General features: G+C 66.1%; 8 protein-coding genes. 6 read left to right on the forward strand and 2 right to left on the reverse strand.

What is annotated here, in order from left to right:
- The first annotated feature begins 9 nt into the window (after positions 1–9).
- The 5 genes from NGB94_RS02405 (at position 10) to pdxS (ending at position 7,852) form a co-directional block, all read left to right on the forward strand.
- Positions 10–3,492: a DNA polymerase III subunit alpha gene (locus NGB94_RS02405; RefSeq protein ID WP_325788817.1), complete on the forward strand. Its 3,483-nt coding sequence runs from the start codon at positions 10–12 to the stop codon at positions 3,490–3,492.
- A 77-nt stretch (positions 3,493–3,569) separates the two neighbouring features.
- Positions 3,570–5,582: a threonine--tRNA ligase gene (thrS, locus tag NGB94_RS02410; protein WP_325788819.1), complete on the forward strand. Its 2,013-nt coding sequence runs from the start codon at positions 3,570–3,572 to the stop codon at positions 5,580–5,582.
- An 18-nt stretch (positions 5,583–5,600) separates the two neighbouring features.
- Positions 5,601–6,218: an HIT domain-containing protein gene (locus NGB94_RS02415; RefSeq protein ID WP_325788820.1), complete on the forward strand. Its 618-nt coding sequence runs from the start codon at positions 5,601–5,603 to the stop codon at positions 6,216–6,218.
- Between the two features lie 3 nt (positions 6,219–6,221).
- Complete coding sequence (gene pgsA / locus NGB94_RS02420; protein ID WP_325788822.1) at positions 6,222–6,872, forward strand: phosphatidylinositol phosphate synthase; 651 nt, start codon at positions 6,222–6,224, stop codon at positions 6,870–6,872.
- A 68-nt stretch (positions 6,873–6,940) separates the two neighbouring features.
- Complete coding sequence (gene pdxS, locus NGB94_RS02425) at positions 6,941–7,852, forward strand: pyridoxal 5'-phosphate synthase lyase subunit PdxS (RefSeq protein WP_325788823.1); 912 nt, start codon at positions 6,941–6,943, stop codon at positions 7,850–7,852.
- A gap of 76 nt (positions 7,853–7,928) precedes the next feature.
- On the opposite strand, the gene NGB94_RS02430 is transcribed toward pdxS, so the two are convergent.
- Together NGB94_RS02430 and NGB94_RS02435 are read right to left on the reverse strand one after the other, a co-directional pair.
- Entirely contained in the window at positions 7,929–8,642 is a 714-nt protein-coding gene (locus NGB94_RS02430) for a GNAT family N-acetyltransferase (RefSeq protein WP_325788825.1), read from the reverse strand.
- Between the two features lie 5 nt (positions 8,643–8,647).
- Positions 8,648–10,672 (reverse strand): M3 family metallopeptidase, encoded by a 2,025-nt coding sequence (locus tag NGB94_RS02435; RefSeq protein ID WP_325788827.1) that lies wholly within the window; start codon positions 10,670–10,672, stop codon positions 8,648–8,650.
- Between the two features lie 111 nt (positions 10,673–10,783).
- Here NGB94_RS02435 and NGB94_RS02440 point away from each other — a divergent pair, with 111 nt between their 5' ends.
- Entirely contained in the window at positions 10,784–12,034 is a 1,251-nt protein-coding gene (locus tag NGB94_RS02440) for a CapA family protein (RefSeq protein ID WP_325788828.1), read from the forward strand.
- The last annotated feature ends 19 nt before the right edge of the window (positions 12,035–12,053 follow it).

Genomic DNA, 12,053 nt, shown 5'->3' on the forward strand with positions numbered 1-12,053 from the left:
TACTGTGCCATGAGTTTCACCCACCTCCACGCCGCAACGGCTTTTTCCGCCCATTACGGCACCTCCTGGCCGGAAGAACTGGCCCAGGCGGCTGCGGCGGACGGTGCCGATGCGCTCGCCTGCACCGACCGCGACGGCCTGTACGGCACGGTCAAACACCTGCAGGCGTGCATGGACGCCGGTATCGACCCGATTGTCGGAGTGGACCTGGCTGTGCTGGACGGGGAGGGCAGGGACGCTGAAGTTACCGGGCGGGCGGTCATCCTGGCCCACGGACACAACGCCGGAGCGGGCTACCACGCGCTCTGCCGGCTCATCTCCGATGCCCACGCCGGCACCTCACCGTCCCGGGGACGGACCGGACGCCCGCCCGGCGTCACCCTGGAACAGCTTGCCGCCCGCGTGCTCGGCAGTAACGGGGAACCAGTCCTGACCGTGCTCGTGGGACCGTATACCGACGTCGGACGGGCCATGCGCAGCCGCAGCTACGCCGTCGCCCGCACCCTGTTCCGGCGCTGGCTCGCAGTTATGCCGCGCGCTGCGCTCGCCGTGGAGGTAGTTACCCACCTCAGTTCCCCGGGCACCAACCTGAGCCTGGCCCACGCCGTGCGGATGTTCCGGCTGTCCGACGAAATGAATATTCCTGCCGTGCTGACCAACGCGGTGCGCTACGTGGATGAAGACGGCGCCGCCACAGCGGACGTGCTCGACGCCGCCCGCGCCCTGACCTCCATGGCCCAGCTGCAGGACCTGCAGCCCAACGGCCAGGGCTGGCTGAAGAGCGGAAAACAGATGGCAGCGCTCGCAGCGGAGATCAGCGGGGAAGCAGGCTTCGGGCGTTCAGGGGCGGTAAAGCTGCTTGCCGGTACCGAGGCGCTCGCAGATGCCTGCCGGATCGACCCTGCGGCAGACATGGGATGGAAGCAGCCGGTGGTTCCGGAAGCCGGGGTCATCGGGATCGATGCCGAACCGGTGCTGGAACTGCGCGGACGCTGCGAAGCAGGAATCGGCAGGCGCTTCGGACAGCTGGGCGGCTCAGCCGAAGCTGCCATGCGCAACCGGCTCGAACACGAGCTGGGAATCATCGAACGGCTGGGCTTCGCGTCCTACTTCCTGACCGTCGCCGAAGTCTCCACCATGATCCGTGACATGGGGGTGCGGGCAGCGGCACGCGGCTCAGGCGCCTCCTCCCTGGTGAACTACCTGCTGGGCATCAGCCACGTGAACCCGCTGGCGCACGACCTGATCTTTGAGCGCTTCCTCTCCCGGGACCGTTCAACGCTCCCTGATATCGACATTGACGTTGAAAGCGCTGAACGGCACAACGTGTACCACCGCATCTTCGAACGCTTCGGCGAGCAGCGCGTCACCCTGATGAGCATGCAGAACGGTTACCGGGCCCGGGGGGCGGTGCGCGATGCCGGACTGGCCCTTGGCCTGCCCGAAGAGGAGGTCGGCGCCGTGGCCAAGGCGCTGTGGCGCTTCTCGGCGAGCCACTTCCGTGAGGCGCTCGCCGAGAAACCCGAACTTCGCGGCGTCGCCGAAGCGGTACAGCAGAACCGGCAGCTTGATCTGCTGGTGGACCTGACCGAACGCCTGGACCGGCTGCCCCGGCATATTTCAATGCACCCGTGCGGGGTGATCCTGGGGGATACCTCCCTGCTGGACCGCACCCCGGTGCAGCCCAGCGGCCTTGGCCTGCCCATGTCCCAGTTCGACAAGCACGACATGGATCCCATGGGCATGCTCAAGCTCGACGTGCTGGGCGTGCGGATGCAGTCCGCCATGGCCTTCGCGCTGAACGAGGTTGTCCGGGTACATTCCGGCGGAGACGACGTCGCCACAGCCGGAAAGCACGTCCGGGAAGCTGAACCCCGGCCCGAATGGATTGCCGAAGACGGGCGGATCGACCTGGACGCCGTCCCGCTGGACGATGAGCTGACCTTTGAACTGATCCGCAGCACCCACACCCTGGGCTGTTTCCAGATCGAGTCACCCGGACAGCGGGAACTGGTGGGCAAGATGGCCCCGCGGGACTTCAACGACCTGATCATCGACATTTCCCTGTTCCGGCCCGGACCCATGAAATCGGACATGGTGCGGCCGTTCCTGGAGCACCGCCACGGCTGGGCCCCGGCGGTGTACCCGCACGAATCCCTGCGCCCGGTGCTGGCGGAGACCCACGGCGTCACGGTCTTCCACGAACAGGTGCTGCGGACCTTTGATGTCTTCACCGGCTGCGGGCTGGCCAAAGCAGACGAGCTGCGCCGGCTGCTGGGCAATCCCGCAGCCGAGCAGGGGGTGGAGGATTTCTTCCGGCAGGCAGCAGAAAAGCGCGGCTACGACGCACAGACCATCGACAACGTCTGGGGAACCCTGAAGGCCTTCGGCAGTTTCGGTTTCTGCAAGGCCCACGGTGCTGCCTTCGCAGTGCCCACCTACCAGTCGGCCTGGCTAAAAGCCCACCATCCCGAAGCGTTCCTCGCCGGGATCTTCGAACACGATCCGGGTATGTACCCTCGCCGGCTGCTGGTGGCCGAAGCCCGCAGGATGGGCATCCCCATCCTCCCGCTGGACATCAACCGCAGCGGCGAGCAGTACCGGGTGGAATGGGTGCCGGCCGTCCCTGCAGCACCCGGACGCAAGGCGCGTCCCGGGCGGTTCGGGATCCGGCTCAGCTTCGCCGGGATCTACGGACTCTCCGCTGCGGAGGTGCGGCGGGTCGCCGCCGGGCAGCCGTTCGACTCACTGGCGGACCTGCGTGCCCGGGCCAGGCTCTCCCGGCCGTCGATCCAGCGCCTGGCCCAGCTGGGGGCTTTCGATTCGCTCTCCCGGGAGACCGGGTCGCGCGGCAGCAGGGCGGATCTGCTGCAGCACCTGGCCGAAACGTCCGGCAAATCCGGAACCCGGAAATACGATCCGATTCCGGGCCAGCTGGCGCTTCCGCTGGGGGACACCGAACTGGCCAACCTTGTTCCGCAGCTGCCTGAACCAAGCCTCCCCGAGCGGGTCCGCACGGAGCTGGACCTGCTCGCCGTCGACGTCAGTGCACACCTGGTGGACAGTTATGAACCGCTGCTCGCTGCCCTTGGGGTGACCAAGGCCGAATCGCTGCTGGGGCTGCGCAACGGCTCGGAAGTGCTGGTGGCCGGTATCCGGGTGGCCACCCAGACCCCGCCAATGCGCGGGGGACGCCGGGTGGTCTTCATCAGCCTGGACGACGGAACCGGCTGCGTGGACTGCACCTTCTTCACCGAGGCGCAGGAGAAAACCGGTCCGCTGCTCTTCGGCACCGAACTGATGCTGATCCGCGGGCTCACCCGGCGCACGGGCCCGCGCGGGATGAGCCTGCAGGCACTCCAGGCCTGGGACCTGGCGGACACCGCCTCCCTGCCCCTGCCGCGGACAGCCCGAAAAGAAGCCGGGCAGGGCACCGGAAACCGGGCGGACCGGCCGCGCGGCCGGTTGGTCGGGCTGAAGAACAGCGGATAACATCGTAAGGGCGCGCACCATAGCTGCACGGGCAAACCCGTGCTCAAGCGCCAGTACAAACGAATCAAGGAGACAACGTGTCAGTGCCGGAACAGTTCACCCTCATCGTCGACGGCGAAGAGACCACGGTGGATACTGGCACCACCGGTGCTCAGCTCTTTTTTGAGCGCCGCGAAGTCGTGGTCATGCGTGTCGACGGAGTCCTGAAGGACCTCGACACCCCGCTGGCTCCGGGCCAGAGCGTCGAAGCCGTAACCATCGATTCCGAACACGGCCTGAACGTGCTGCGCCACTCCACCGCCCACGTGATGGCGCAGGCTGTGCAGCAGCTGCGCCCTGACGCCAAGCTGGGCATCGGCCCGTACATCAAGGACGGGTTCTACTTCGACTTCGACGTCGCCGAGCCCTTCACCCCGGAGGACCTGAAGACCCTCGAGAAGATGATGCAGAAGATCGTCAACTCGAACCAGAAGTTCGTCCGCCGCGTGGTCAGCGAAGACGAAGCCCGCGAAGCGATGGCCAACGAGCCGTACAAGCTCGAGCTGCTCGGCAAGAAGGACGGCGCCGAGGAAGCAGGCGAAGGCGCGAACATCGAGGTCGGCGCCGGCGAAATCACCATCTACGACAACGTTGACCGCAAGTCCGGGGACACCGTCTGGTGCGACCTGTGCCGCGGCCCGCACCTGCCGAACACCAAGCTGATCTCCAACGCCTTCGCGCTGACCCGCTCCGCTGCTGCGTACTGGCTGGGCAACCAGGCCAACCAGCAGCTGCAGCGCATCTACGGCACCGCCTGGCCCACCAAGGATGACCTGAAGGCCTACCAGGAGCGCCTGGCCGAGGCCGAGCGCCGCGACCACCGCAAGCTGGGCACCGAACTGGACCTGTTCTCCTTCCCGGATGAACTGGGTTCCGGCCTGCCGGTGTTCCACCCCAAGGGAGGCATCATCCGCAAGGCGATGGAGGACTACTCCCGCCAGCGCCACACCGAGGCCGGCTACGAATTCGTCTACACGCCGCACATCACCAAGGGCCACCTGTACGAGGTCTCCGGCCACCTGGACTGGTACCGGGACGGCATGTTCCCTCCCATGCACGTTGACGAAGTCACCGACCCGGAGACCGGCGAGGTCACCAAGCCCGGCCAGGACTACTACCTGAAGCCGATGAACTGCCCCATGCACAACCTGGTGTTCCGCTCCCGCGGACGCTCCTACCGGGAACTGCCGCTGCGGCTCTTCGAATTCGGTTCGGTCTACCGCTACGAGAAGTCCGGCGTCATCCACGGCCTGACGCGCGTGCGCGGCATGACCCAGGACGACGCCCACATCTACTGCACCCGCGAGCAGATGAAGGACGAGCTGACCAAGACCCTGAACTTCGTCCTGGACCTGCTCAAGGACTACGGCCTGGACGACTTCTACCTGGAGCTCTCCACCAAGGACCCGGAAAAGTACGTCGGCTCCGACGAGGTCTGGGAAGAAGCCACCCGCACCCTGGCCGAGGTAGCTGAGGCTTCCGGCCTGGATCTGGTTCCGGATCCCGGGGGAGCCGCTTTCTACGGTCCGAAGATTTCCGTGCAGGCCCGTGACGCCATTGGCCGCACCTGGCAGATGTCCACGATCCAGCTGGACTTCAACCTGCCCGAGCGCTTCGAACTGGAGTACCAGGCCGCCGACGGCACCCGTCAGCGCCCGGTCATGATCCACCGTGCCCTGTTCGGCTCGGTGGAACGGTTCATGGCTGTGCTCACCGAGCACTACGCCGGTGCCTTCCCGGCCTGGCTCGCTCCGGTCCAGGTAGTGGGCATCCCCGTTGCCGAGGCGTTCAACGACTACATGTACGACGTCGTGGACAAGCTGAAGGCCGCAGGAATCCGCGCCGAGGTCGACGCCGGAACGGACCGCTTCCCGAAGAAGATCCGCACCGCCTCGAAGGAGAAGGTGCCCTTCGTCCTAATTGCCGGCGGCGAGGACGCTGAGGCAGGAGCTGTCTCCTTCCGCTTCCGCGACGGCAGCCAGGACAACGGAGTGCCGGTCGAAGAAGCCGTGAAGCGGATCGTCGAAGCAGTCCGGAACCGGGACAAGTAGCGGTACGGGGGAGTCCAGATGGAAAGCCAGGAACAGTATCCGCACGACGGCGATGTGACGGACAACTTCGAACTCGCCGGAGTGCCGGACGCTTTCCAGCGCCTCTGGACTCCCCACCGGCTTGCCTACATCAAGGGCGGGCAGGACCAGGTCTCTTCCAAGGACAACTGCCCGTTCTGCACTGCCCCGTCCCATACGGACGAGGAAGCGCTGATCGTCCACCGCGGCCGGCACGCCTTTGTCATCCTGAACCTGTTCCCGTACAACGCCGGCCACCTGCTGGTCTGCCCGTACCGGCACGTACCGGACTACACCGACGTCGACACCGAGGAAACAGCGGAAATCGCTGCCCTGACCCAGACGGCCATGCGCGTGCTGCGCAAGGTCTCCGCGCCGGCAGGCTTCAACCTGGGCATGAACCAGGGCGCTGCAGGCGGCGCCGGCATTGCCGCCCACCTGCACCAGCACATTGTGCCGCGCTGGAGCGGGGACGGGAACTTCCTGCCGATCATCGCCCATACCAAGGCCATTACGCAGACCCTGGGTGAAGTGCGGCAGATGGTCGCCGACGCCTGGCCTGCCTCCGAAACTTCTTCCGGCGGGCCGGCCCCGGCCGCCGGAACCAACGAGGCTTAGAACGTGCTGAACAAATATGCCCGCGGTTTCTTTACCGCAGTTTTTACTCCCCTTGCCTCCTGGCTGATCCGGCACAGGGTCTCACCTGACGCTGTCACCATCATCGGCACCCTGGGCGTCATGATCGGCGGCCTGGTCTTCTATCCGCTGGGCCAGCTGTTCTGGGGCACCATCTTCATTGTGCTCTTCGTGTTCTCCGACGTCATTGACGGGATCATGGCCCGCCAGCAGGAACGCAAGGGCAAATGGGGTGCTTTCCTGGATTCAACCCTGGACCGCTTCGCCGACGGCGCGCTTTTCGCCGGCGTGAGCATCTGGTTCTTCACCGGCGGTGAAAACGACGCGATCGGCGTCGCAGCCATCATCTGCCTGGTCCTGGGCATGCTGGTCTCCTACATCCGGGCCAAGGCAGAGTCCCTGGGCTTCAACGCCAATGTGGGCCTGGCCGAACGCGCCGAGCGCCTCGTCTTCCTGCTCACCGCCACCGGGCTGGTGGGGCTGGGGATCCCCGAAGTGGTGCTGCTGGTGGTCCTGGTTGCCCTTTGCCTGGCCAGCTGCGTCACCATCGTCCAGCGCATGGGGGCCGTGCGGCGGCAGTCCGCTGGCGGCGTCGTAAGCGAGGACCTGGACCAGGACATGGGTAAAGATACGTAGCAGATCCGTCCCCGAACGATGCGCGGGCTTATTATTGGCTTTCCTGCCGAACTATCAGAGAGCCTGCTATGCCTACAGAAACTCCGTCCCAGCCAGCCGCGTCGACCGGCGGCAGCCGCGTGAAGCGCGGAATGGCTGAAATGCTCAAGGGCGGCGTAATCATGGACGTCGTCACCGCCGAACAGGCACGCATCGCGGAAGATTCCGGTGCCGTTGCCGTCATGGCACTCGAACGCGTCCCCGCTGACATCCGTGCCCAGGGCGGCGTCTCGCGCATGAGTGACCCGGACATGATTGACAGCATCATCGACGCCGTGTCCATCCCCGTGATGGCCAAGGCCCGCATCGGCCACTTCGTTGAGGCCCAGGTGCTGCAGTCCCTCGGTGTCGATTACATTGACGAGTCCGAGGTCCTGACCCCTGCGGACTACGCCAACCACATCGACAAGTGGAAGTTCACCGTCCCCTTCGTCTGCGGCGCCACCAACCTGGGTGAAGCGCTGCGCCGCATCAACGAGGGCGCGGCAATGATCCGGTCCAAGGGCGAAGCCGGCACCGGTGACGTCTCCAACGCCACCATGCACATGCGGCAGATCCGCACCGAAATCGCCCGGCTTTCCTCGCTTCCCGAAGACGAACTCTACGTTGCTGCCAAGGAACTGCAGGCTCCGTACGAGCTGGTCAAGGAAGTCGCTTCCGCCGGCAAGCTCCCCGTGGTTCTCTTCACGGCGGGCGGCATCGCCACTCCGGCCGACGCCGCCATGATGATGCAGCTGGGTGCAGACGGCGTGTTTGTCGGCTCGGGCATCTTCAAGTCCGGCAACCCGGCCCAGCGGGCCGCCGCGATCGTCAAGGCCACCACCTTCCACGACGATCCTGACGAAATCGCGAAGGCCTCCCGCGGCCTGGGCGAGGCTATGGTCGGCATCAACGTGGACGAGATTCCGCAGCCGCACCGCCTCGCTGAGCGCGGCTGGTAAGCAGGAACCAAAGAAGCGCACCGGCGCCGGGATTTCCCGGCGCCGGTGCGCTTCGTTTTTCCAGCACAGCTGTTTGTTAGCCCAGTGCCATCGAGTACGTCCGGCCCCGGCCCACCAGCGAGAATCCGCGGGCTGAGCAAAGGTCCTGCCCGGCCGCGGTGGCGTTCACTACCAGGTGCTCGGCACCCGCGGCCTCCGCAGCCGCAGCGCCCGCGCTGAGCAGCGCCGTTCCGAAGCCCCTGCGCCGGCTGGACGCCCCAACCGCCAGGGAGAAGATCCCGGCGACCTTTGAGAGGCCGGCGATGCCGGTCGGATAGAAGGCGTAGGCCCGGCCGGTCATGCGCGCGGAATCCCGGGCAGCGATATGCCAGGCCTGGCGGGGCTGTGAGTGTCCCACGCGCAGTTCCTCGGCATCCGCCCCGGACACCTCGCGCGGCTGGACCTCCACCGCCGCTCCTTCCGCGGACCAGGCCTGCGGTGCGCGCACCGGCGCTGTCATCCAGCAGGTCTGCGGCCCGCGGCGGAAACCGAAGGTCTCCAGCGGCGCGTGGTCCACGGAACCGCCCAGCCAGGCCGTGACCGAGGAGGCGCCCAGACGGGAGCCTTCGGCCAGCCCGGGACGGATTCCCGCAGGGGAAATCTCCTCCGGGAACATCAGCATCAGCTGCCGGCGTGCCGGAAGCCAGACCCACCGTGATTCGTGCGTGCCGAAGGAACGGCCGCCGGTCGACGAGGCGAGGGCCGAGAACCAGGCGTGCTGCAGGCGCTGGCAGGAGGAAATGGTGGGCATGGTTTTCAGGACAGGCCCCGGCGTTCCAGCAGGGGAGTGAGGTCCGCATCCCGTCCGCGCAGGTTGCGGAAGGACTGCAGCGGATCCTCGGAGTAGCCCTTCGAAAGGAGCTTGCTCCGGAACGCCTCACCGTTTTCACGCTTCAGCCCGCCGTTCTCGGTGAACCACTGGACCGTGTCGGCGTCGAGAACTTCGCTCCAGATGTAGGAGTAGTAGCCGGCCGAGTAGCCTCCGGCGTAGATGTGCTTGAAGTATCCGGTGCGGTACCGCGGCGGAACCAGGGCCGGCTCGATTCCGGCTTCGATCAGCGCCTTGTGCTCGAAGGCCTCCGGATCAGCTACGGGGTCCTGGCCCGGGGGAAGCATATGCCAGGCCCAGTCCAGGAGGGTGGCACCGAGGTACTCTGCGGTCCGGAAACCCTCACCCCAGAGGGAAGCGTTTCGGATCTTCTCCAATGTGCCGGCAGGCAGCGGCTCGCCGGTCTGGTAGTGCCGGGCGAAGTTCGCAGCCACCTCGTCGTCCAGCATCCACATCTCGTTGACCTGGGACGGATACTCCACGAAGTCGCGCGGCACTGCCGTTCCGGAAAACAGCGGGTACCGGACCTTTGAAAACAGCCCATGCAGAGCGTGGCCGAATTCGTGGAAGGCAGTGACGACCTCGTCGAAGGTCAGCAGGGCGGGTTCGCCTTCGGCCGGCTTAGAGATGTTCAGGTTGTTCACCACGACCGGCTGGTGGTCCAGCAGACGGGACTGGGAGACGAGTTCGTTCATCCAGGCTCCGCCGCTCTTGGTGTCCCGGGTGAAGTAGTCGCCCAGGAACAGGCCCAGGCCGTTCCCGTCTTCGTCCCGGACTTCCCAGACCCGGACGTCCGGGTGGTAACCGGTGAGGTCATTCCGCTCGGTGAAGGTGATGCCGTAAAGCCGGTTGGCGGCGTAGAACACGCCGTCATGCAGGACCCGCTCAAGTTCGAACCAGGGACGCAGCGCCTCAAGGTCGACGGCGTACTCATCGCGCCGGACCTGCTCGGAGTAGTACGCCCAGTCCCAGGGCTGGAAATCATAGATGCCGTCACGTGCCGCCGCGGCCCGGAGCTTCCCGGCCTCTGCGCCGGCGTTGCGGACAGCCGGGGGAACCAGCTTGGCGAGCATCCCTTCGACGGCGCCGGTCGTGGGGGCCGTCTGGTCCTCCACAGCGTAGGCAGCGTGATTCTCATACCCGAGCAGGGCAGCACGTTCAGCGCGCAGCGCGGCAATCTCGGCTGCAACGGCCAGTGTTGAGTTCTCGTTGTCCCGGAACCCGCGGTGGACCGAAGCCTCGAAAAGCCGCCGCCGGACGTCCCGGTTCTTCAGCTTCGCAAGCGCGGGCTGCGGGGTCGGCAGGATCAGTGTCAGAAGGTATTTCGCGCCGGAGCCGGCTGCCTGGGCCGCTGCCGCCGCAGCGGCTACGTCATCGGGGGAGAGGCCATCGAGTTCAACTTCGTCATTGAGCTCCAGGGCCGAGTCGTTCGTGTCCGCGAGCAGCCGCTGGGAGAACGTGGTGCCCAGCTCGGACAGCCGGGTGTTCAGCTCCCGCATCCGTGCCTTGCCGGCGTCGTCCAGTGCCGCACCTGCACGCACAAAGCGACGGCGGTATTCCGCAAGCAGGCGGGCGGACTCCTCATCCAGGCCTTCCCCGGATACGGCATTCACCCGCTCGAAGAGGGCCGGGTCCTGGTAAATGCTGTCCTGGTGCGCCGAAAGCCGCGGACTGATTTCCTGTTCCAGGGCCTGAATCTCATCCGTGGCATGGGACATCACCGCATTTGAAAACACGGCCACCGTCCGGGCCAGGACCTGGCCGGAACGTTCCAGTGCAGCGATCGTGTTCTCGAAGCCGGCCGGCTCGGGATTGGAGGTAATGGCGCGGATTTCGGCCAGGTGTTCCTCCATCCCGGTTGTGAAAGCCGGGAGAAGATCAGCGGTGGTTATGGCTGTGAAATCCGGCAGGCCGTAAGGCAGGGTGCTTGGCGAAAGTAAGGCATTGCTCATGGAAATAAAGACTTTCACAGCGTGGCCTGCTCAACCAGCCGACGGGCCGCGTATGCTCATCCCTGGTCAGATTGGGCCGGCACGCGGCTTGACGCCTACGCATTCGGGGGAATGATGAACGGACACCGCACACTGGGTTCTCGCACGGCAAAGCTGCTGACAGTGCTGCTGCTGGCCTCCCCGCTGGCACTTGCGGCCTGCACTGCCACACCGGAGGAAGGGCAGGCGCCTGCGCCGTCGTCGGCTGCTCCGTCCGCCGAGCCCGCACCCGAACCCGAACCCTCTGTGACACCGGGGGCGGGCCTTGAATGTCCGGGGCTTCGCTGCACGACGGTGATGCTGGCCGGTGACCTGCTGGTTCATCCCCAGCTCTGGGACCAGGCCCGCGTTGATGCGGCATCCACGGGGAAGCAGCCGCTGGACTTTGAGCCGCTGCTGGAAGGCATGCGCCGGTATGTGTCGGGATCGGACCTGGCTGTCTGCCACATGGAGACCCCGGTTGCCGAGGCGGACGGTCCCTACGCCGGCTACCCGATGTTCAACGTGCCGCCGCAGATCCTGACCGCAGCCGCCGCCGTCGGCTACCAGGCCTGCACTACGGCGAGCAACCACACGGTCGACGCCGGAACCGAGGGACTGAACCGGACGCTGGGCGTCCTGGACTCGCTGGGCCTCGAGCACACGGGCTCCTACGCCACCGAGGCCGACTCTGAAATCCCCCTCATTCTGGATACACCGGGTGCGCGGATCGGCGTCATCCAGGCCACCTACGGCCTTAACGGGCTCGTCGCCGACTACCCCTGGCAGGTGGACATGCTCGATCCCGCGGACATGATCGCCCGCGCGCAGGCCGCACGCGAGCAGGGGGCGGACATTGTGATCGGGGCCGTCCACGCCGGAGACGAGTATGCCTCGATGCCGAACAGCCAGCAGATCGAAACCGCCCACGCACTGGCAGACAGCGGCGAGTTCGACATGATTTACGGACACCACACGCATTCCGTGCTGCCGATCGAGAACTACAACGGCACCTGGATTGTGTACGGCCTTGGCAACGCGGTCACCGAACTCTCGCCCTGGTACCCGGTGAATAATGAGGGCCTGATTGTCCGGGCCCAGTTCGTCCAGGAGAACGACGGCGCCGGCTGGCGGGTCAGCGACCTCGCCTGGGCGCCGTCGGTAATTGTGCGGGACCCGTACCGCTGGTGCTCGGTGGCAGCGGACCTGCCGCAGGGCGCGTGCGCATCCGAGGCGATGCAGGCCGAGGTGCGGCAGCGGACGATCCCCGTGGTGGAGTCCATGGGAGCAGGCGAGGACGGGGCGCATGAGTGGCTGGTGTCGGAGGATGTTTCTGCGCGTTAGTTCGTGGTGGCGTGGGTTT

The organism is Arthrobacter koreensis, assembly GCF_035792275.1.
Lineage (GTDB): Bacteria > Actinomycetota > Actinomycetes > Actinomycetales > Micrococcaceae > Arthrobacter_B > Arthrobacter_B koreensis_A.

Excerpts from the sequence above, each read along its gene's own strand:
- NGB94_RS02405 (WP_325788817.1), top strand. The coding sequence starts at position 10 with ATGAGTTTCACCCACCTCCACGCCGCAACGGCTTTTTCCGCCCATTAC.
- NGB94_RS02415 (WP_325788820.1), top strand. The coding sequence starts at position 5,601 with ATGGAAAGCCAGGAACAGTATCCGCACGACGGCGATGTGACGGACAAC.
- pdxS (WP_325788823.1), top strand. The coding sequence starts at position 6,941 with ATGCCTACAGAAACTCCGTCCCAGCCAGCCGCGTCGACCGGCGGCAGC.
- NGB94_RS02430 (WP_325788825.1), bottom strand. The coding sequence starts at position 8,642 with ATGCCCACCATTTCCTCCTGCCAGCGCCTGCAGCACGCCTGGTTCTCG.
- NGB94_RS02435 (WP_325788827.1), bottom strand. The coding sequence starts at position 10,672 with ATGAGCAATGCCTTACTTTCGCCAAGCACCCTGCCTTACGGCCTGCCG.
- NGB94_RS02440 (WP_325788828.1), top strand. The coding sequence starts at position 10,784 with ATGATGAACGGACACCGCACACTGGGTTCTCGCACGGCAAAGCTGCTG.